We start from the raw sequence: 19,815 nt of genomic DNA, 5'->3' as shown, positions 1-19,815 counted from the left end.
CCCGTGCCTGACCGGTCCGCTGCCTTGTCCTCCGAGGCGGCCGGCGACACCGCCCCGCTCGACCTGCTCGCCCGGCGGGTGCTCGGCCGGCTGCCCGCCGATGGCCGCATCGTTGTGGGCATCGCCGGCAGCCCCGGCGCGGGCAAGACCACCCTGGCCGAGCGGCTGGCGCGGCGCCTCACCGAGCTTGCCGGGGTGGATGCGGCTGCGGCGGCCGGCCCGGCGACCGGGGCGACTGCCGCCGTTCCCTTTGCCGTGCACCTGCCGATGGACGGCTTCCACCTGGCCAATGCCACCCTCGACAGGCTCGGCCGGCACGACCGCAAGGGCGCCATCGACACCTTCGACGGCTGGGGCTTCGTGGCGCTGCTGCGACGGCTCAGGGCCGAGACCGACCACCCGGTCTACGCCCCGAGCTTCGACCGTGCGGTCGACGAGGGGGTGGCGGGCGCCCTGGTTGTGGAACCGGGCACCCGCATCGTGATCGTCGAGGGCAACTACCTGCTCGTGGACCGGGAACCCTGGAACCTGGTGCCCGGTCTGGCCGCTGAGGTGTGGTTCTGCGAGACCCCTGGCGTTGAGCGTCTGCAGCGCCTGGTGGCGCGGCACCAGCGGCACGGACGCAGCCCCGGGGCCGCCCGGGACTGGGCCGAGAACGTCGACGGAGCCAACGCCGTGCTCATCGAGCGGTCAGCGCCGCGCGCCACGTTGCGGGTCTCCGGCCTCGACGCTTCGGTCATCCCCTCGGCCTGACCGGCCCCGCCGCCGCAACTGTTCCCCGCGCGGGCAGAGTTGGCCGGGTTCTCGGAGAGAGGCACGACCCGGCGGCATCCGTTCGCCGGCAGCAGCGATGCGGCCGACCGCGGGGTCGCGCGCCTACCTTGTATCCACCTCGCATGCAAGGGTTTGCCCCCTCCGGCCCTAGGATATTGCGAGTGAACCCCACTCTGACGCGCACCTGGAGCGCCATCCTCTTCGACCTCGACGGAACCATCACGGATTCCGCCCCGGCAATCACGAACTCGTTGGCGCGCACCTTCGCTCTGCTCGGCCGCCCGGTTCCCTCCGACACCGAGCTGATGAAGTACGTCGGCCCGCCGCTGCTGGCCGCGTTCGGCGAGTACGCCGGCATGACGCCCGATGAGGCCCAGGAAGCCCTGGCCGTGTACCGCGCCGACTACCAGGGCCCCGCGTCGCTGGACACCGCCGTGTACCCGGGCGTCGCCGGCCTGCTCGAGCGCATCCACGAGTCCGGCATCCCGCTCGGCTTGGCCACCAGCAAGCCCGAGCACACCGCGATCGCGATCCTTACGCACTTCGAGCTGGCCCAGTACTTCACCGTCATGGTGGGCGCCACCGAGAACGAGACCCGCAGCAACAAGGCCGACATCGTCGAAGAGGCCCTGGTGCGCTTCGCCGCCGTCGGTGTCGACACCTCCGCCGTCGTCATGGTCGGCGACCGCATCTATGACGCCGAGGGCGCCAACGCGAACGGCGTTCCCACCATCCTCGTCGAGTGGGGCTACGGCTCCCCCGCGGAGGCCGCCCTGGCCACCGCCGTGGTGCACTCCACCGACCAGCTCGGCAAGCTCCTCCTCGGCTGACCCGTCGCCGCCTTCCCGCGGCTCCGAGTTGCCGAATCGTGCCCCTTCACGCGTTGTGATGGGGCACTTTTCGGCAAGTCGTGACAGTGCGGGTTGCTGACTTGCCGCAAATGGTCCCTCTGCGGGCGGCGGAGCGGCGATTCGGTGCAAGTCGCGGCGGGGCCATCCGTGGCCGGGCGGAGATGACGAGCCCACCCGGATGGGTAGGGGCAGTCAGGCCGGACGGCCAGATCCGGGTAGGCTGACGCGGTGAAGTCGCTCGCCAACCCCCGCTCAATGGAACTGCTCGACGCCCTGCACGGCGTCGTGAAGAGCTCCCCGCCCGACGTCGCCGGCGGCTTCTCGGCCCTTCTCGAGCCGTTCATCGGGCACAGCGCGCTGCTGATTCTCACCGACGACTGCACAGATGACTGCACCGGCCGACCGCGGAAGACGGCCGGCGAGGCGTCGATCATCGACGAAGTCACCCTCGTCGAGCTCGACGCCGTGCGCCGCTCGCTCACCAGCGAACCGTCCGACCCGTGGGGCCGCCGTGCCGTGCTCGGTGGCACCGATCGCCCGATCACGGCCTGGACTGCTTCCACCGGCGCCCTGCTGGTGCTCGCCGACCCCGAACTCACGCCGGCCGGCGCGGCCGACCCCGAGGCGACCCTCGCGCTCGTCGGCCGGTTGTGGCAGCTCGTGGCCACGAGCATCCGCCAACAGGTGGCCGCGGCCAGTCCCGCCCACCTGCTCGACTCGCGGCCCGCGTCGGCCGAGCGTGCCAAGCTCATAGCCGATCTCACGGATGCCCATTCGACCACTCTCGAATCCCTGCTCGGGGTGCTGCGCTCGCCCACGGTCAGCGCCGAGGCCGCCCGTCAGACCGCCACCGATCTCGCCGCGAGCGCCATGGTGAACCTGCGCGCGGTGTCGGACCGGGACCGCTCACTCGCCCAGGAACCGGTGGCGGCGGCCTTTGCCAGGCTGCGGGACGATCTGAGGCCCTTGGTGCGGTTCGGTGACCTCGACGTGCAGTTCGTCGAGCCGCCGGCGAACGGCCCAGCCCTGCCCGGTGAGGTCGCGCACGCGGGCCGCGCCATCGTGCGCGGCGCCGTGCTGGCCCTGGTGGAGCAGGCGGGGGTAAGCCGGGTACGCGTGCAGTGGGACTGCGACGGCAGCAACCTGCTGATCCAGATCCGCGACGACGGCGCGGGCGTTCTCAGCACGGACTCCCCCGGCGTCGTCCCTCTCACGGCCAGGGTCGCCGCGCTCGGCGGCACCTTCGGCGTGCAGGCCACCGCCGGCTGGGGCTCCGAGCTCACGGTGTCGCTGCCGTTGGACCCACCGTCGGCCCCGCTGGCCCCCGCCACCGAGTGGGGGTTGAGCCCGCGGGAGCAGGGGGTGCTGGCGCTGGTCGCCTCCGGCGCGCGCAATAAGGCCATCGCCGGCGAGCTGCTGATCAGCGAGAACACCGTGAAGTTCCACGTGGCCAACCTGCTGCGCAAGGTGGGCGCCTCCACCCGCGCCGAGCTGGCTTCGCTGGCCCGCTAGTCCTTGGGCAACCGGATCGCGCTGGTCCAGCCGTAGTCGCCGGCATCCGCGCCGCCGGCCGTGGCGGCCCGGGTGACGTGGCTGCGGGCGTGTTCGATCGCGGCGTCAAGGTCGATGAAGAGGTGGTTGCGGTGCCGCAGCGACGTGATCACGCCCACCCGGGTGACGAGTTTGAGGTGCCGCGGCTGGATGCCCTTGACGAGCACCGTGATGCCGCGCCGCTCGAGCGCCTGGATCATCTCGGTGATCACCCGGGCGCCGGTGGCGTCTAGGATCTGCAGTTGCGACATCCGGATGATCACCACGGTGATGTGGCTGGTCTGGTTGACCCGTTCGAGCATCCGCTCGGCCGCACCGAAGAACAGGGCGCCATCGAGCCTGAACAGCGCGATGCGCTCGTCGCCGGGAACAGGGGTGCCGGGCAGTTCCTCCCGGTGCACGCCGCTGGAGGCCGACACCGCCCGCAGCGCGAAGAACGCGGCGACGGCGATGCCGATGCCCACGGCCACGATGAGGTCGACCGATACCGTCACCAGGGCGGTGATGACGAACACCGTGGCATCCGACCCCGTGGAGCCGATGATGCTTCGCACGGTGGCGATCGAGATCATCCGGGCCGCGGTCACCATGAGCACCCCGGAGAGCGCGGCGAGCGGGATCTGCGAGACCACCCCGGTGGCGAGGTAGACCACGCCGACGAGCACGATCGAGTGCACGATCGCCGCCAGCCGGGTGCGGCCGCCCGAGCGGATGTTGACCGCCGTGCGGGCGATCGCGCCGGTGGCCGGCATGCCGCCGAAGAAGCCGGAGGCGATCGAGGCCAGGCCCTGGCCCACGAGCTCGCGGTCGGCGTCGTACGGGCCGGTGTCGGACAGCGTGACGGCCACCCGCGCAGAGAGCAGGGACTCGATCGCGGCGAGCGCCGCGATGGTGAGGGCGGGGCCGACCAGGGAGCTCAGCAGGCCGGCATCAAGCTGCGGCAGCGCGGGCGCCGGCAGCGAGCTGGGCAGCTCGCCGATGCGGGCCAGCGGCAGGTTGGCGAGGTTGGCGACAACGGTCACCACGATGATGGCCACGATCGACCCCGGCAGCTTCTTGTGCACCAGGGGAGCCAGCAGCATGATCGCGGCCACCATGAGCACCATGGCCACAGGGACGAGCACAGTGGACCAGTCGACGGTCTGGAAGGACTGTACGGCGGCCACGAAGGCATTGCTGCTCGGCCCGGCCTTGGAACCGATCGCGGCGGGCACCTGTTGCAGGAAGATGATGACGGCGATGCCCAGGGTGAACCCCTCGATCACCGGCCACGGGATGAAGGTCACCGCTCGGCCGAGCTTGAGGGCGCCGGCAATGATCACGATGAGGCCCGCCATGAGGCTGAGCACCGCGACAACGCCGACGCCGTGGGCGGCCACGACCGGACCGAGCACCACGACCATGGCGCCGGTGGGGCCGGAGACCTGGATGTTGGAGCCGCCGAACACCGCGGCGATGACACCGGCCACGATGGCGGTGATCAGGCCGCTCTCGGCGCCGGCGCCGGAGCTGACCCCGAAGGCCAGGGCCAGCGGCAGCGCAATGATGCCCACGGTGAGGCCGGCCACGATGTCGCCGCGCCAGGTGCGCTTCACATCGCGGTAATCCTGCCAGCTGGGCAACAGCGCGCGCAGGTAACGGCCGGTCCTGCCGGCGGCGACGGTGATCACACTCACCGGGACACCGCGTCACTGGACACGGCGGCGTTGGACGCCGCATCCGTCGACCCGAGCCGGGGCCGGCCGACCGTGCTGATCAGGCGCTGCTGGGTGGTCTCGAGAATCTCGACGAGCAGCTGCCGGGCCACCGCGAGCAGATCGGCGACCTGCGGGTAGGCCAGGCCGTAGAAGACCAGGCTGCCGCGGCGCTCAGCCACCACCAGGTTGTGCCGGCGCAGCACCGACAGGTGCTGGGAGAGGTGCGAGGCCTCCAGGCCGGTGTCGGCGAGCAGGTCGGAGACCGACAGGTCGGTGTCGGCGTGGGCGAGCACCTCGAGCACCCGCACCCGAACCGGATGCGCCAACCCCTTGAACAGGTTGGCCTTCACCTCATACAGCGGACGGTTCGCATCCGTGAAGGTGCCGGTCGGGTCGTCATTCAGCGGTTCCATGAATTCATCATATCGCGCTACCAGCGGATAACCCCGGACCAAGGTCCCGTCGCCGGTGCCGGCAAACGGCCGGGCTTCGGGCTACTCCGCGTTGGGGTCGGCTACCGTGGCGGCCGGGGCGGCGGCGGGCACGTTGCGGTGGGTGCGCCAGAAGTACTCGCGCTTGAGGCTCTCCCAGCGGTCCATGCTGACGGCGTTTACTGAGGTCGACTTTTGGTCGGACACGAATTGCTCTTTCTCTTGACGTGCTGTCACCACATCGAGCGGCGTTCGATGGGTGGGGCAGGGCGTCAATCAGGAGGTTGCCGTGATGAGCGTGGCGCCACTGTCGGTGGGTTTCGGTCACCATCGACCTGCTCGGCCTGACGAATTCCCGGGGCCGAATAATCAGTTTAGATCTCCGCACTTCCCCCCGTCAGGGGACGAAGGTCCCGAATCGGCGGGTCTGTGAGCCGGCTGGGAGCACACCGATTCAGCACATACATAGGTGCGGGGACCAGACTGGTCGAGGCCCGAATCTGACTGGAGACACCTGCGTGCGTACACTTCCCACTTTCCTCACCCTGACGGCGGTCGCCGCCGTCGCCCTGACCGGCTGCGCGGCGTCACCCGCGTCGTCGCCGACACCGTCGGCCACGACGGCCCCGGTCGCATGCACCGATCCGGGTGCGACGTCGGATGCCGTCACCGTCGCCGGTGATGCCGCAGCCGAACCGACCGTGACCTTCGAGGCCCCTCTGGCCACGAAAGCGACCGAACGCACCGTCATCACGGAGGGCACCGGAGACGCCATCGAGGAGGGTGATTCCGTGGCGATCTCCTACGCCGCGTACAACGCCACCACCGGCGCCAAGCTCACCGCCGGCGGCTTCGGCGACGCCGCCGGCCTCACCGTGAACGTCGTCAACGGCCAGGGCGTCATCCCGGGCATCCTCAAGGGTGTGGCCTGCTCCAACGTGGGCGACAGGGTGGCCGTGGTCTTCCCGCCGGCCGACGGCTTCGGCGAGACCGGCAACACCGACCTGGGTGTGGCCGCCACCGACCAGCTGCTCTTCGTGATCGACATCAAGGAAAAGCTGCCCACCCGCGCCACCGGGGAAGACCAGGAGCCCACGGACGGCTTCCCCACCGTGAAGCTCGCCGATGACGGCGCGCCCACCGTGACCATGCCCAAGAGCGACCCGCCCACCGACCTCGCGGTCGAGGTGCTCAAGAAGGGTGACGGCGCGGCCGTCACGGAGACCTCCACGGTGACCGTGCAGTACACCGGCGCCATCTGGGACACCGGCAAGATGTTCGACCAGAGCTGGGGTGTCGGCCCCACGTCGTTCCCGGTCTCCGGGTTGATCACCGGCTTCACCCAGGGCCTGGTCGGACAGACCGTCGGCTCCCAGGTGGTCATTGTCATCCCGCCGGGCGAGCTGGGTTATGAGGGCGGTAACGAGACGGCCGGCATCAGCGAAACAGACACTCTCGTCTTCGTCGTGGACATCATCGCCGCAGCCTAAGTGTCCCCGGCGGCCTGCCCAGTGTCTGCACAGGCCGCCGGGCTAGTCTTCTGGGAGACCGCTCACCGCGGTTCCGGACGACGGATCAGTACCCGGCACGCGACAAGACTGGCCATAGGAGTTCTCATGTCGTGGATCATTTTGATCGTGTCCGGTGTTCTCGAAGCCGTCTGGGCGACGGCCCTCGGCAAGTCCGTCGGCTTCACCAAGCTCTGGCCCACCGTGATCTTCGGTGCCGGCCTGGTTTTGAGCATGGCCGGCCTCGCGTTCGCGATGCGCACCATCCCGATCGGCACCGCTTACGCCGTCTGGGTGGGGATCGGCGCGGCGCTGACCGTGCTCTACGCGATGATCTTCGGCGGCGAACCGGCGTCGCTCATCAAAATCCTGCTCATCCTGGGCCTCGTCGGCTGCGTCATCGGCCTGAAGCTCGTCGACGGCGGCCACTAGCCGCGCTCAGAGCGCGTGGGGCGGGCGCTCCAGGTCGTCATCGCCGTCGGCAGCGGCCGGGTCGGTGCCGACCGAGATGATCGCGTTCTGCGCATCCACGTGCACGACGGTGGGCTGGTAGACCCTGGCCTTCTTCGTGCCCATCTGGGCGTAGGAGATGATGATGACCAGGTCGCCCTCGTGCGCCATCCGTGCTGCCGCGCCATTGACGCCGATCACACCGCTGCCGCGCTCCCCGGCGATCAGGTAGGTCTCGAAGCGGGCGCCGTTGTTGACGTTCACGATGCTCACCAGCTCGCCGGGCAGCAGGTCGGCCGCGTCGAGCAGGTCGAGGTCGACGGTCAGCGACCCCACGTAGTGCAGGGCGGAGTGCGTCACGGTGGCACGGTGGATCTTGGACTTGAACATGGTGCGGCGCATCGGAAAGAGCCTTTCGGGGATCAACTTCTCCACGATACGCGTGCCGAGCAGGGTCGAGTGTCAGGGGGCCGAACTAGAGTCGATCGAATGCCTCACTCTCCCTTGACTTCTTCGGCACCCATTTCTCCGGCCCTTCCGGCGGACCTCGCCGCCCACCCAGGCGCTGACGGCTTCGTGCGTGTGCGCGGTGCCAGGGAGAACAACCTGCAAGACGTCAACGTCGACATCCCCCGCGACGCCATCGTCGCCTTCACCGGAGTCTCCGGCTCGGGCAAGTCGTCCCTGGCCTTCGGCACCATCTTTGCCGAGGCCCAGCGCCGGTTCTTCGAGTCCGTCGCGCCGTACGCACGCCGCCTGATCCAGCAGGGTCACACCCCGCACGTTGACCTCATCACCGGGCTGCCGCCGGCCGTGGCCCTCCAGCAGCGCCGCGGCTCGCCCAGCTCCCGCTCCAGCGTGGGCACCGTCACCACCCTGTCCAACTCGATGCGGATGCTCTACTCCCGCGCCGGCACCTACCCCGCCGGGTCGGACCTGCGCTTGGACTCCGACGCCTTCTCGCCCAACACGGCCACCGGCGCCTGCCCGGAGTGCCACGGCCTGGGCATCTCGCACACCGTCACCGAACCCCTCTTGGTGCCCGACGCGAGCCTGAGCATCCGCGACGGCGCCATCGCAGCCTGGCCCGGCGCGTGGCAGGGCAAGAACCTGCGCGACATCACCGGGGTGCTGGGCCACGACATCGACGTGCCGTGGTCACAGCTCAGCCGCGAGTCGCGCGATTGGCTCCTCTATACCGAGGAGCAGCCCGTCGTGGAGGTCACCCCGCAGCGAGACAGGGTGGCCAAGCCGTACAAGGGCCGGTTCTGGAGCGCGAAGAGCTACGTGATGCACACGCTGGCCGATTCGAAGAGCGCCCAGATGCGCCAGCGGGTGCTCGCGTTCGTGGAGACCGGCCCGTGCCGGCTCTGCGGCGGCAGCGGCCTGCGCGCCGAGGCCCTCGCGGTTCATTTTGCCGGCCGGCCGATCAACGAACTCAACGCCCTCACCCTCAGCGACCTCGCCGAGGTGCTGCGGCCCACCGCCGAGCTCACCGGGGCCACCGGGTCGCACCGCTCCGCGCAGTCCGGCGAGGTCACCGAGGTGGCCGTCACCGTGGCCGGCGACCTGGTGCGCCGCCTCGAGGTGCTCATCGACCTGGGCCTGGGCTACCTCAGCCTGAACCGGGCCACCCCCACCCTCTCCCCCGGCGAGATGCAGCGGCTGCGCATCGCCACCCAGCTCCGCAGCGGCCTGTTCGGTGTGATCTACGTGCTCGACGAACCCTCCGCGGGGCTGCACCCGGCCGACGCGGAACCGCTGCTGGTGGTGCTCGAACAGCTCAAGGCATCCGGCAACTCGGTCTTCGTGGTCGAACACAATATGGACGTCGTGCGCCGCGCCGACTGGCTCGTCGACGTGGGCCCGCGCGCGGGCGACGGTGGCGGCGAGGTGCTCTACAGCGGCCCGGTGCCGGGGCTGGCCGAGGTCGAGACCTCCGTCACCCGCCGTTACCTGTTCCCCTCCATGGGCGACTCGGCGGCGCCGGCGCACCGTGAGCCGGCCGCCTGGCTGGGCCTGACCGGCGTCACCCGGCACAACCTTGTCGACCTCGACGTGAAGGTGCCGCTCGGCGTGCTGACCGCCGTCACCGGTGTCTCGGGGTCGGGCAAGTCCACCCTGGTCAGCCGGGTGCTGGCGGATGCCGTAGGCCGGGAACTGCGCCAGGGCCCGGTCGACGCCGGGCCCGCCGCCAGCGTTGCCGGAGACGGCGCGGCCGACCAGCAGGCCGCCCAGGACGCCGATGACGACGAGACCGGTGCGGACCGTGCCAGCACCGTCGTCGACACGGTGACCGGTGCCGGGGCCATCGACCGTCTGGTGCGCGTGGACCAGAAGCCCATCGGCCGCACCCCGCGCTCCAACCTGGCCACCTACACGGGCCTGTTCGACGCCGTGCGATCCACCTTCGCGGCGACGGATGCGGCGAAGGCCGCCGGCTTCGGCGCCGGTCGGTTCTCCTTCAACGTGGCCGGCGGCCGCTGCGACACCTGCCAGGGCGAGGGCTTCGTGGCCGTGGAGCTGCTCTTCCTGCCCGGCAGCTACGCACCCTGCCCGACCTGCGGCGGCTCCCGCTACAATGCCGAGACCCTTGCGGTGCTCTACAACGGCAAGTCCGTCGCCGACGTGCTGGGACTCACCGTCGACGCGGCCGCCGACTTCCTGGCCGAGGTGCCCAGCGCCGCCCGCAGCCTGGCGACCCTCCGCGAGGTGGGCCTGGGCTACCTGCGGCTCGGCCAGCCGGCCACCGAGCTCTCCGGCGGTGAGGCACAGCGCATCAAGCTGGCCACCGAGCTGCAGCGCGCCCGTCGCGGCCACACCCTGTATCTGCTCGACGAGCCCACCACCGGGTTGCACCCGGCCGATGTGGAGCTGCTGATGACGCAGCTGGGCCGGCTCGTCGACGCGGGCAACACCGTTGTCGTGGTGGAGCACGACATGGGCGTCGTGGCCGCGGCCGACTGGGTCATCGACCTGGGCCCGGCCGGCGGCAGCGCGGGCGGCCGCATCGTGGCGGAGGGCACTCCGGCGACTGTCGCGGCGCATCCGCACAGCCGCACGGCGCCCTACCTCGCCCAACGCTTGGAGCTGGCTGTGTAAACGGTGCTACACCCGGTCAAACGGGACTTTGGTCCCCATTCCCGGAACAGCCGCGAATCTAAGCTGAGCCTGGAGTTGAGACCTTATGAAGCGCAGCACGCTGTTCCGCAGGCCCGCCGCCGAGCGACTCGACACGGGTCAATCGGGCGATTTCGGCTACCTGCAAGCCGGTGAGGTCTACCTCGACGCCGCCTGCCAGAGCCTCCGCCCGCAGCCCGTGATCGACGCCCTCACCGACTACTACACGACCTATAACGCCTGCGGCGGACGGGTGAAATACGCCTGGGGCCTGAAGGTCGATGCCGCGGTGGCCGACACCCGCAAGGCCGTGCTCGGCCTGCTCGGGCTCTCGAATAGGAGCCACGCCGTGTCGTTCACCCTCAACACCACCTACGGCCTCAACCTGCTCCTGCAGCAGCTGCCGCTGGGCCGCTTCACCAGGGTCGTGACCAGCCACGTCGAACACAACTCGGTGTTCCTGCCCACCATCACCGCCGCCCGCCGGCTGGGCGTCGACCGCCTGGTGCTGGGTCGCGCCGCCGACGGCGCCCTGCTCTACGAGCCCGCGCAGCTGGAGAAGGCCGTCGTCGTCGTCAACGCCACGTCCAACATCGACGGCCGCCAGCTCAGCAACCTCGCCGACCTCGTGCGGGACACCCACGCCCGCGGCGGCATCGTCATCGTCGACGCCGCCCAGGCCATGGGCCACAGCCGGGCGCTGCTGCAGAAGACCGAGGCGGATGCGGTCTGCTTCTCCGGCCACAAGATGTACGCCGCAAGTCTCGGCGTCGTCGTGGCGCGGCACGAGCTGCTCACCTCCCTCGAGCTCGGCTTCGTGGGCGGCGGCATGGTCTCCGACGTGCGCGAGAACGACTTCGACCTCGTTCAGGGTGACCCGGCGGCGCTGCTCGAACCGGGCCTGCAGGCCTGGGGCGAGATCATCGCGCTCGGCCGGGCGATCGAGTGGCTCTGCGACGTCCGCCCCGGCGGGCTCACCCCCGCCGAGCACATCACCGGCCTGTCCAGGCGGCTCCACGACGGCCTCGCCGAGATCCCCGGACTCACACTGCTGAACACCGAGCCCAGCCCGGTGATCAGCCTCTACGCGCCCGCGCAGGACTCGCACCGGCTCGCGGTGTTCCTCTCGCACTCGCGGATTTCCGTGCGCAGCGGCTACTTCTGCGCCCACCACTACCTGAAGGAACAGCTCGGGCTACCCCCGCTGCTGCGCCTCTCCCTCGGCCTGCACTCGACCGAGTCGGACATCGACTCGGCCACGCAGGCCCTCACCCGGCTGATGAAAGGCCTCTCCTAAGTGTTCTGCATCGCCGCATTCATCGTCCTGGTCGTCATGGCCGCCTTCTCGGCCAAGTACCGCCGCTACGTCGGCAAGGCCTGGAACTGCACCTGGCGCCGGGTCACCTTCCGGCCCTGCGACACCACCTTCAAGCAGGACATCAAGGACCACCTGCTCGCGCCGATCGCCGTGCGCCGGCCGGGGCTCGTGCGTCCAGCCAGCATCGGCCTCGAGATCCTTGCCGTGCTCGTTCTGGTCACCACCCTCTGGTCGGGTTACACCGTGGTCAAAAGCGCCGTCAACCTCTACGTCTACGGCACCTGCAACAAGCAGGATTCGGCATCCTGCACCCTGGGCGCCGAGGCCTGCTCGATCCCGGATGAGACGCCGGGCTTCATGGAGTCGCTGGGTGAGTTCGACGTGCTCGGCGCATTCGGCAACGAATTCGGCAGCCTCGGCGAGACCTTCGCGGCCATCCCGGCCCGCCTGCAGACCTGGACCGCCGAGGACTACCTGCCCGCCAACGCCAGTTACCTCACCGAGGACACCGCCAACCCCGTCGCCGTCGAGGTCATCGACCCCGGCTGCACCTTCTGCAAGGCACTGTTCCAGAACATCGAGGAGGCAGGCTTCGAATCGGCCTACAACCTCACCTACATCGCCTACCCGATCGCGGGCACCGAGGGCTACAAGTTCCCCAATTCGCTGCTGGTGACCCAGTACCTCGAGGCCCTGCGGCTGCACCCGCTGGACGGCGCCGAGACCCCCGTCGACTGGCAGGTGCTCGAGCGCATCTTCACCGAAAAGGCCGAAACCGGCCTGCCGTGGCAGGAAACCATCAACTCGATGGATTCCGACGAGGCCACCGCGACCCTGGTCGACTGGCTCGGCGAGTTCGGCCTCTCCGCCGACCAGATCGACGCGGTCGTGACCGAGGCCGCTTCGGACACGGTTACCGACATCATCGCCGCCAACAAGACCCTCGTGGAGGAGAAGATCGCCACCGTGAAGATCCCCACGATCATCTTCGACGGCCGCCGCCACGACGGCCTGGTCTCGGTCGACGGCCTGCAGTAGCCGGGCCCGCCCATCCGCGAACCGTGAGGAAAGCCCCAAGAATCGCAAACTTGTGGGGATTGAGTCACGGGTCGCGGTAGGGAGGGTGGCATAGTGACCTCACACACCGAGGGAGCCCGATGACCGAGTGGCGTATCCGCGACTTTCATACCGACGATCTCGACGGCATCCTGCGCCTGTGGGAGGAGATCACCGCCTCCAGCACCGACCCTGTCTACGCCCTGTCTGAGGTGCTCGCCTCCTGCCAGAAGGACGATGCCGTCGTGGCCGTGCACGGCGACGAGGTGGTCGGCGCCGCGGTCGGCCGGGCCGCCCACGCGCAGGGCTGGATCGTGTTCCTCGCCACCACCAAACCGTGGCAGAGCCACGGCATCGGTTCGGCCCTGCTCGCCGCCCTCGAACGACGGATGGCGCCGCACGGCCTGACCAAGCTCTCCGCGCTGATGCCGGAGACCGCTACCAGGGTCGACGCGTTCCTCAACCGCGGGTTCGAAATCAAGAACCACCTCAGCTACTTCGAGCGCCGCATCCCGGTGCAGGGCCAGTCGATCAGGGCCCTGGCCGACCTCGGCGGGCGCATCCTGCCGAGGGACCTGTGGGCGAGCGTGGGTGGCATGGTGCGCGAGAAGGAACTGCTCGAGCGGCGCCTGGTGATGCCCCTGGCCCGGCCGGAGATGGCCGAACAATACGGCGTTGTGCCGCCCAAGGCCGTGGTGCTCTTCGGCCCGCCCGGCACCGGCAAGACCACCTTCGCCAAGGCCATCGCGTCCAGGCTGGACTGGCCGTTCGTGGAGGTGTTCCCCTCCCGGCTGGCCAGCGACCCGCACGGACTGGCCGGGGCGCTGCGGGAGACGTTCCACAAGATCGACGACCTCGACCACGTTGTGGTCTTCATCGACGAGGTCGAGGAGATCGCCGCCCAGCGTGGTGGCGAACCGCCCTCGCCGCTGCAGGGCGTGACCAACGAGCTGCTCAAGCTCATCCCGGCGTTTCGCGAGCGGCCCGGGCGGCTGCTCGTCTGCGCCACCAACTTCATCCGCACCCTCGACTCGGCGTTCCTACGGCACGGCCGATTCGACTACGTGGTGCCGATCGGGTTGCCGGATGCCGCCGCCCGGCAGGCCATCTGGGAGCGCTACATTCCCCCGGCGGTGGCCGGCACCGTCGACCTCGCGGCCCTCGTCGCGGCCAGCGACGGCTTCTCCCCAGCCGACATCGAATACGCCGCCCGGCGGGCTTCCCAGCAGGCCCTGGAGGATGCCCTCTCCGCGGGCGCCGACGAGTCCGTGCCCGGCGGGCCGGGCACCCAGGACTATCTGGCCGGCATCCGCGGCACCCGCACCACGGTCTCGGCGCAGGTCGCCGCCGAGTTTCTCGAGGACATCGACCGGCTCGCCCGGCTCTGAGCCGGCCGGCTTCTAACCGGCGGTGCTGTTGACGTCGGCCGACTCCTGCACGAACTCGGTGAGGGTGGCCTCGAGGGTGGCATAGGCGGAGGCGTATGCGGCATCCTCGTCGCCCGCCGCAATGGCCGCGGCCAGGTCGTTGTGCCGATGGGCGGATGCCGGGGTGTACTCGGTGATCGTGAAGCGCTTCTCCTGCTCCCGGGTGCGCAAGAGGGCCGCCACGGTGCTCGCGAAGTGACCCATCACCGCGTTACCCGAGCCCTGCAGGATCAGGGTGTGGAACTCGACGTCGGCCTCGAGGAAACGCCGGCCGTCTCGCGCCTGGTCGGCCTGCACCATGACGGCCGCGGCCCGGGCGACGGCCTCCCGTTCCTCGGGCGCCATCAGTCGGGCGCTCAGCCGTGCGGCCACGGGTTCGATGCCCAGGCGTACCTCGAGCATCTCGCGCATCTGGGCGAAGTAGTCGCCCTGGCCGCGCCACTGGATGATCTGCGGGCTGAACAGGTCCCACGACCGACGGGCGAGCACCTGGGTGCCCACCCGCTGGCGGGGCTCCACCATGCCCACCGACTGCAAGACCCGCAGGGCCTCCCGCAGCACGGAGCGCGACACGGCGAAGCGTTCGCTCAGCGTGTCAAGATTGAGGATGTCGCCCGTCTGGTAGGTGCCGTCGACGATCTCCTGACCGAGCGCGTTCACCACCCGGGCGTGCAATCCCCGGTCCCGCCACGTTTCTTCGGCTATTGCAGTCACTGTCACACCCTCACTCCCCCGACGCGACCTCGTCGCACCGATCTGTTCCAGCCTGCGTCATCGCACTCTGCCCGTACGGTGTTGTTGACCAGATCACCGTCGTTGTGTAACACTTCATAAATCCGATTAATCAGATTAATCAGATTACGTACTTCCTCCTTCACTATGCCGCATCCGGCGACATGAGGGAGACGTGCGTGTTCACCACATGACGAAGGGGTCGCAGGGACGCGGCCTCGGAACGGATTCTCGAGATGAATGTGACCCGCGCGATTCAGGCGGTGGAACCAGTGGTTCCCGCCGGCAGCACCCTTCAACTCATTCTCGCGGCGATCATTGGCGTCGCCGTGATCATCGTCTTGATCACCTGGCTCAAGGTGCACCCGTTCCTGGCCCTCTCCATCGGCGCCGTCGGCGTGGGCGTAGGCGCCGGCATGGCCCCCAACGCCGCGGTCACCAGCTTCGGTGCGGGCTTCGGCTCCACCATGGCCGGCGTGGGCGTGCTCGTGGGCTTCGGCGCCATGTTCGGCAAGCTGCTGGCCGACTCCGGCGGAGCGGACCGCATCGTCGACGCGCTGGTCAGCCGCTCGAGCGTGCGCACCCTGCCGTGGACCATGGCCCTGATCGGTGGCCTCATCGGCCTGCCGATGTTCTTCGAGGTCGGCCTCGTGCTGCTGATCCCCGTGATCATCCTGGTCGCCCGGCGCAGTGGCCAGTCGCTCATCCGCATCGCCATCCCGGCGCTGGCCGGCCTGTCGGTCATGCACGGCCTGGTGCCGCCGCACCCCGGACCGCTCGTGGCCGTCACCACCCTGAACGCCAATCTCGGCCTCACCCTGGCCATCGGCGTGCTCATCGCCATTCCCACGGTGATCATCTCCGGCCCGCTATTCAGCAAGTTCGCTGCCCGCTGGGTCAAGGTACCCGTTCCCGAGATGTTCATCACCGCCGCCGACCAGGGCCTCGAGGAGAACGTTAAGCGCCCGAGCTTCATCGCCACCGTCTCGGGCATCCTGCTGCCGGTAGTGCTGATGCTCGCCCGCTCGATCGCCGACGCCATCAACCCCAACTCCACTGACCCGCTCAACGCCGCCCTGGACTTCCTCGGCACCCCGATGATCGCGCTCGGCATCGCCGTGATCTACGCCATGATCGTGTTCGGTCGCGGCGGCGGCATGGACCGCGCTGCGGTCTCGAAGTCGCTCGCTGACTCGCTTCCCCCGATCGCCGGCATCCTGCTCATCGTCGGCGCCGGCGGTGGGTTCAAGCAGGTACTCATCGACACCGGCATCGGAACCGTCATCGCCGACGCGGTGAACGGGTCGAGCGTTTCGGTGCTGCTGCTGGCCTGGGTCGTCGCCGCGCTGGTGCGCGTTGCCACCGGCTCGGCCACCGTCGCCACGGTCACGGCCGCCGGCATCCTCGCCCCGGTCGCCGCGAGCCTGAGTTCCACCGATGTGTCGCTCATGGTGCTCGCCATCGGCGCCGGTTCGCTGTTCCTCTCGCACGTCAACGACGCGGGCTTCTGGCTGGTCAAGGAGTACCTCGGCACCAGCGTTCCGCAGACCCTGAAGACCTGGACGGTCATGGAGTGCCTTATCTCCGTCACCGGCCTGGCCGGCGTCCTCCTCCTGAACGTCGTGATCTAGCCATGTTCGAGAATCAGCAACCCGTGCTCGTGATCATGGGAATCTCCGGATCCGGCAAGTCCACCGTGGCGGGAATCCTCGCCGGCCAGCTCGGCTGGGACCTCGAAGAGGGCGACGACCTGCACCCGCAGGAGAACATCGACAAGATGTCCTCTGGCGAGCCTCTCAACGATGAAGACCGCGCGCCGTGGCTCGACACGATCTCCTCGTGGATCATCGAGCACTCCATGGCGGGCGTGCCCGGCATCATCACCTGTTCGGCGCTCAAGCGCCGCTACCGCGACGTGCTGCGCGAGCACAACGTGATCTTTGTGCACCTGAGCGGGTCGAAAGACCTGATCGGGCGCCGCCTGGCCACCCGGCACGACCACTACATGCCCACCTCGCTGCTCGACTCGCAGGTGGACGCGCTCGAGCCGCCGGAGCCCGACGAGAACGCGATCACCATCGATGCCGGCCGGAAGCCCGCCGAGGAGGCCGCCGAGATCGTGCGCCGCCTGGGCCTCACGCCGAGCCCCGGTTCGTCGGCCCTGGGCGCCCCCGACCCCGGCCAGTCCTCGGTCGCCCGCTAGTCCAGCGCCACATCAGTGCCCGATTCGGACATCTGCGCCCCTTGGGTTCAGGGGGTCGTTGCAACACCTGATTGATTGAGGTGTTGGTTATGGGTGGTCGTGTTGGGTTTCCGCGTGAGGTTCGTCGTCGGTTCTGGGAGGAGCTCAGGGTCGGCGGCACGGTCACGGATGCGGCTGCCGGCGCGGGGGTGAATCGGTCGACGGCTGCGAACTGGGTAAGTCAGGCTGGCGGGATGGTTCCCCCGCGCGTTGACCCGTCGAGCCGTTTGACGTTCCTCGATCGGGAGGAGATCTGGTTTGGCCGTTCTCAAGGCGAAAGCATGCGCTCGATCGCGGCCCGGCTTGGGCGGGCGCCGTCCACGATCAGCCGCGAACTGCGCGGCGGGATGACGAGGCGCGGGTATCGTCCGTCGTTCGCTGAGCAACAGTCCCGGTATCGAGCGCGCCGGCCCCGCGGCGGGAAGCTGGCCAATAACGACCGGTTGCTGGAATACGTGCAAACTGGGTTGAGCGCCGAACACAGCCCGGAGCAAATCAGTCTGCGGCTGCGGCGAGACTTCCCCGACGACATGGAGATGCGGGTGTCTCACGAGACGATCTATCAGGCCCTCTATGTTGAAGGGCGCGGCCAGCTGCGCCGCGACCTGGTTACGGCGCTGCGGACCGGGCGGACGTTGCGCAAATCTCAGGGTCGGCAACAACCCGGATCGCGCATCCGCGACATGGTCATGATCACCGACCGGCCCGCGGAGGTCGAAGACCGCGCCGTTCCCGGCCACTGGGAAGGCGACCTCATCACCGGCGCCGGAAACGCCTCAGCGATCGGCACCCTGGTTGAGCGCGCAACCGGATATTTGATGCTGCTGCACCTCCCCGAGAAACACGGCGCGATCGAGGTTCGCGACCAGATGATCATCGCGATCGAGAAGATGCCCGCAGAACTGCGCAAAACAGTGACCTGGGACCAAGGCATCGAGATGGCCAAGCACCGAGACATCACCATCGCCACCGGCATCGACATCTACTTCTGCGACCCGCACTCGCCCTGGCAGCGCGGCTCGAACGAGAACACCAACGGGCTGTTACGGCAGTACTTCCCCAAGGGCACCGACCTCTCCGGCTACCACCCCGAATACCTCGAATTCGTCACCGACAAGCTCAACGACCGACCACGAAAACGGCTCGACGCAGCCACCCCGCGAGAAGCCCTGCATCAGCTACTCTCAGACCAAGAAAACAGCGGTGTTGCATCGACCAGTTGAATCCACCCCCGGCACACCGGCCGCAAATGTCCGCACCGGGAACAGTTGTCTGCTGGTGCGGGTGCGGTCAGGGTGGATGCGCAGCGCGTCAGGTCAGGTCGGGATGCCCCGCGGGCAGCGCGTGCCGCTGGCCGGCGGCGTGCAGCTTGCGGTTCTTGCTCTCCCAGTCGCCCAGCGCCTGGCGAATCGATCCCAGCGCCCGGGTCTCGGGGCAGGCGGCGGCCGACCTGCCGCATCCGCAGTGCCGTGGGTCGGCGGGCGTCACCCGATGCAGGCTGTCGATCTCCCAGAGCACGGCCATGGCCGCATCCGTTCGGCGCTGGCCGAGCTCGGCCTTGCGCTCGGCGCGCTTGAGCACCTCGGTCTCGAGCAGGCCGCGCAGGCCCGCGTCGGGCCCGCGGTCGAAGCGGCCGGCCACGATGCCGGTGAGGTCGGCGACCTGGGCGGCCAACGCCGCAATCTCGGCGTCCCGCTCGGCGATCGTCGCGGTGGTCGTCGCGTCAAGCTCCTGAAGGGTCTCTTGCTGCGCGGCGAACTGCCCCAGCCACAGTTTGATGTGGTCGGCGTCGCGCTGCTCGGCCTTTTCGGGCCCGAGGTGGCGCAGGCAATGGCCGCACACGACCTGGTCGGTCGCCGAGGTGAAGTGGAACGGCTGCAGCGACTGGCAGCAGAAGCACTGCGCCAGCACGTTCACATACAGCGGATACGAGTGGGCCACGGGCTCTCCAGTGTCGAGGTGCTGACACCGAGCCTAGCCGGGCGATCCCTCTCGCGAGAGCGGTCGAACGGTCACCTCCGCGGCCACACGCAGCCACGCGGCCGCTCTCGCGGCAGGCAAGGCAGGCAAGCGCGGCAGGCCCGGCTCAGAGCAGGCCCGCCCGCTGCGCCAACCCGCGCACGTACGCGGCCTGGCCGGCGTGCTGCAGATCGTCGGCGATCACGCTGACCAGCCGCACCGCCAGGGTCACCGGCGGGGTCCAGCGGGTGTCGACGATACGACTGAAATCGTCCTCGTGCAGGGTGGCCAGGTAGCCGAGGGTGCGTTCGTGCACCGCGTCGAAGTAACCCTGCAGCAGGTCAGCACCGGCCCGCACCGCGGCCACCTCGGTCGAACCCTGGCCGTAGCCGGTCGCCGTCGGCGCGAAGGGGAGGTTGAACCGTTTCTGCCAGCCCGCCGACGTCCACAGTTGGGGCTCGCCCATGAGATCGGCCACGTGGTTGTCTTGCACCCGGGTGAGGTGCCAGACCAGCCACGCGATGGTGTTCGCCTCGTGGTCGGCCCGGTACCCCAGCAGCTCGGGGCCGGCTCCGACGAGGGCGGCGTGCACAGCCCCCTGCACACGGCCGAACGCATCCGTGATCAGGTCGGTCGACAGCATCCGGTACCTCCTGTGGGTCGACGACCGGCCCACCCGAGGACCCGTTCACGCGCCAC

Annotated in this window: 19 protein-coding genes and 1 riboswitch; of the genes, 12 read left to right on the top strand and 7 right to left on the bottom strand. The window is 69.2% G+C overall.

From position 1 onward, the window contains the following. The first annotated feature begins 3 nt into the window (after window positions 1-3). The 3 genes from B7495_RS00375 to B7495_RS00365 all read left to right on the top strand — a co-directional run bounded on the left by B7495_RS00375 (window position 4) and on the right by B7495_RS00365 (window position 3,137). A complete protein-coding gene (locus tag B7495_RS00375) occupies window positions 4-753 on the top strand; it encodes a nucleoside/nucleotide kinase family protein (protein ID WP_240632322.1) in 750 nt (249 codons plus the stop codon). Window positions 754-935: 182 nt separating this feature from the next. After that, window positions 936-1,604: an HAD hydrolase-like protein gene (locus B7495_RS00370; RefSeq protein ID WP_240632321.1), complete on the top strand. Its 669-nt coding sequence runs from the start codon at window positions 936-938 to the stop codon at window positions 1,602-1,604. A gap of 249 nt (window positions 1,605-1,853) precedes the next feature. Continuing rightward, complete coding sequence (locus tag B7495_RS00365) at window positions 1,854-3,137, top strand: LuxR C-terminal-related transcriptional regulator (RefSeq protein ID WP_240632320.1); 1,284 nt, start codon at window positions 1,854-1,856, stop codon at window positions 3,135-3,137. On the opposite strand, the gene B7495_RS00360 is transcribed toward B7495_RS00365, so the two are convergent. From B7495_RS00360 to B7495_RS18975, 3 genes are all read right to left on the bottom strand, one after another. Next, complete coding sequence (locus B7495_RS00360) at window positions 3,134-4,852, bottom strand: SulP family inorganic anion transporter (protein ID WP_240632319.1); 1,719 nt, start codon at window positions 4,850-4,852, stop codon at window positions 3,134-3,136. The two genes, B7495_RS00365 and B7495_RS00360, sit on opposite strands and share 4 nt — an antisense overlap. Further along, complete coding sequence (locus B7495_RS00355) at window positions 4,849-5,286, bottom strand: metalloregulator ArsR/SmtB family transcription factor (RefSeq protein WP_088454834.1); 438 nt, start codon at window positions 5,284-5,286, stop codon at window positions 4,849-4,851. Before B7495_RS00355 ends, B7495_RS00360 begins: the two co-directional genes overlap by 4 nt. Before the next feature lie 81 nt (window positions 5,287-5,367). Then, the gene (locus B7495_RS18975) at window positions 5,368-5,511 is read right to left on the bottom strand and encodes a hypothetical protein (protein WP_158253860.1); all 144 of its coding nucleotides are present in this window, start codon (window positions 5,509-5,511) and stop codon (window positions 5,368-5,370) included. 311 nt (window positions 5,512-5,822) lie between these two features. On the opposite strand from B7495_RS18975, the gene B7495_RS00350 reads away from it, so the two are divergent. Both B7495_RS00350 and B7495_RS00345 read left to right on the top strand, forming a co-directional pair. Beyond that, a complete protein-coding gene (locus B7495_RS00350; RefSeq protein ID WP_088454833.1) occupies window positions 5,823-6,794 on the top strand; it encodes an FKBP-type peptidyl-prolyl cis-trans isomerase in 972 nt (323 codons plus the stop codon). Window positions 6,795-6,846: 52 nt separating this feature from the next. Continuing rightward, a riboswitch (guanidine-III (ykkC-III) riboswitch) is annotated at window positions 6,847-6,911 on the top strand. A gap of 9 nt (window positions 6,912-6,920) precedes the next feature. After that, window positions 6,921-7,244: a multidrug efflux SMR transporter gene (locus B7495_RS00345; protein WP_088454832.1), complete on the top strand. Its 324-nt coding sequence runs from the start codon at window positions 6,921-6,923 to the stop codon at window positions 7,242-7,244. A gap of 6 nt (window positions 7,245-7,250) precedes the next feature. Here B7495_RS00345 and panD read toward each other — a convergent pair whose 3' ends face one another. Beyond that, a complete protein-coding gene (panD, locus tag B7495_RS00340; protein ID WP_088454831.1) occupies window positions 7,251-7,664 on the bottom strand; it encodes an aspartate 1-decarboxylase in 414 nt (137 codons plus the stop codon). A gap of 87 nt (window positions 7,665-7,751) precedes the next feature. Between panD and B7495_RS00335 the strand changes: the two genes are divergently transcribed. From B7495_RS00335 to B7495_RS00320, 4 genes are all read left to right on the top strand, one after another. Further along, the gene (locus B7495_RS00335; protein ID WP_168195269.1) at window positions 7,752-10,364 is read left to right on the top strand and encodes an excinuclease ABC subunit UvrA; all 2,613 of its coding nucleotides are present in this window, start codon (window positions 7,752-7,754) and stop codon (window positions 10,362-10,364) included. An 85-nt stretch (window positions 10,365-10,449) separates the two neighbouring features. After that, window positions 10,450-11,679, top strand: a complete 1,230-nt coding sequence (locus tag B7495_RS00330) for an aminotransferase class V-fold PLP-dependent enzyme (RefSeq protein WP_088454830.1) — start codon at window positions 10,450-10,452, stop codon at window positions 11,677-11,679. Continuing rightward, window positions 11,680-12,738, top strand: a complete 1,059-nt coding sequence (locus B7495_RS00325) for a hypothetical protein (RefSeq protein WP_088454829.1) — start codon at window positions 11,680-11,682, stop codon at window positions 12,736-12,738. It abuts the gene before it with no gap. A gap of 119 nt (window positions 12,739-12,857) precedes the next feature. Continuing rightward, complete coding sequence (locus B7495_RS00320) at window positions 12,858-14,144, top strand: ATP-binding protein (RefSeq protein ID WP_088454828.1); 1,287 nt, start codon at window positions 12,858-12,860, stop codon at window positions 14,142-14,144. Between the two features lie 12 nt (window positions 14,145-14,156). On the opposite strand, the gene B7495_RS00315 is transcribed toward B7495_RS00320, so the two are convergent. Next, complete coding sequence (locus tag B7495_RS00315; protein WP_151199498.1) at window positions 14,157-14,897, bottom strand: FadR/GntR family transcriptional regulator; 741 nt, start codon at window positions 14,895-14,897, stop codon at window positions 14,157-14,159. A 254-nt stretch (window positions 14,898-15,151) separates the two neighbouring features. Between B7495_RS00315 and B7495_RS00310 the strand changes: the two genes are divergently transcribed. The 3 genes from B7495_RS00310 to B7495_RS00300 all read left to right on the top strand — a co-directional run bounded on the left by B7495_RS00310 (window position 15,152) and on the right by B7495_RS00300 (window position 18,380). Beyond that, window positions 15,152-16,546, top strand: a complete 1,395-nt coding sequence (locus B7495_RS00310; RefSeq protein WP_088454826.1) for a GntP family permease — start codon at window positions 15,152-15,154, stop codon at window positions 16,544-16,546. Window positions 16,547-16,548: 2 nt separating this feature from the next. Next, window positions 16,549-17,118: a gluconokinase gene (locus tag B7495_RS00305; RefSeq protein ID WP_088454825.1), complete on the top strand. Its 570-nt coding sequence runs from the start codon at window positions 16,549-16,551 to the stop codon at window positions 17,116-17,118. An 89-nt stretch (window positions 17,119-17,207) separates the two neighbouring features. Next, window positions 17,208-18,380, top strand: a complete 1,173-nt coding sequence (locus tag B7495_RS00300; protein ID WP_088454824.1) for an IS30 family transposase — start codon at window positions 17,208-17,210, stop codon at window positions 18,378-18,380. A gap of 88 nt (window positions 18,381-18,468) precedes the next feature. Here the strand turns inward: B7495_RS00300 and B7495_RS00295 are convergent, their stop codons facing one another. Further along, on the bottom strand, window positions 18,469-19,098 hold the full coding sequence (locus tag B7495_RS00295; protein ID WP_088454823.1) for a hypothetical protein: 630 nt from the start codon (window positions 19,096-19,098) through the stop codon (window positions 18,469-18,471). Between the two features lie 145 nt (window positions 19,099-19,243). Continuing rightward, window positions 19,244-19,759 (bottom strand): DUF664 domain-containing protein, encoded by a 516-nt coding sequence (locus tag B7495_RS00290; protein ID WP_088454822.1) that lies wholly within the window; start codon window positions 19,757-19,759, stop codon window positions 19,244-19,246. Window positions 19,760-19,815: the final 56 nt, after the last annotated feature.

Source organism: Cryobacterium sp. LW097, from assembly GCF_002205495.2.
Taxonomy (GTDB): Bacteria; Actinomycetota; Actinomycetes; order Actinomycetales; family Microbacteriaceae; genus Cryobacterium; species Cryobacterium zongtaii.
The sequence above is the reverse complement of the archived record's forward strand: the minus strand, read 5'-3'. Positions and strand labels throughout refer to the sequence as shown.

Bases quoted from the DNA above. Each gene is read 5' to 3' on its own strand.
- B7495_RS00335 (WP_168195269.1), top strand. From the start codon at position 7,752: ATGCCTCACTCTCCCTTGACTTCTTCGGCACCCATTTCTCCGGCCCTT.
- B7495_RS00300 (WP_088454824.1), top strand. From the start codon at position 17,208: ATGGGTGGTCGTGTTGGGTTTCCGCGTGAGGTTCGTCGTCGGTTCTGG.
- B7495_RS00320 (WP_088454828.1), top strand. From the start codon at position 12,858: ATGACCGAGTGGCGTATCCGCGACTTTCATACCGACGATCTCGACGGC.
- B7495_RS00330 (WP_088454830.1), top strand. From the start codon at position 10,450: ATGAAGCGCAGCACGCTGTTCCGCAGGCCCGCCGCCGAGCGACTCGAC.
- panD (WP_088454831.1), bottom strand. From the start codon at position 7,664: ATGCGCCGCACCATGTTCAAGTCCAAGATCCACCGTGCCACCGTGACG.
- B7495_RS00290 (WP_088454822.1), bottom strand. From the start codon at position 19,759: ATGCTGTCGACCGACCTGATCACGGATGCGTTCGGCCGTGTGCAGGGG.
- B7495_RS00310 (WP_088454826.1), top strand. From the start codon at position 15,152: ATGAATGTGACCCGCGCGATTCAGGCGGTGGAACCAGTGGTTCCCGCC.
- B7495_RS00355 (WP_088454834.1), bottom strand. From the start codon at position 5,286: ATGGAACCGCTGAATGACGACCCGACCGGCACCTTCACGGATGCGAAC.
- B7495_RS00305 (WP_088454825.1), top strand. From the start codon at position 16,549: ATGTTCGAGAATCAGCAACCCGTGCTCGTGATCATGGGAATCTCCGGA.
- B7495_RS00345 (WP_088454832.1), top strand. From the start codon at position 6,921: ATGTCGTGGATCATTTTGATCGTGTCCGGTGTTCTCGAAGCCGTCTGG.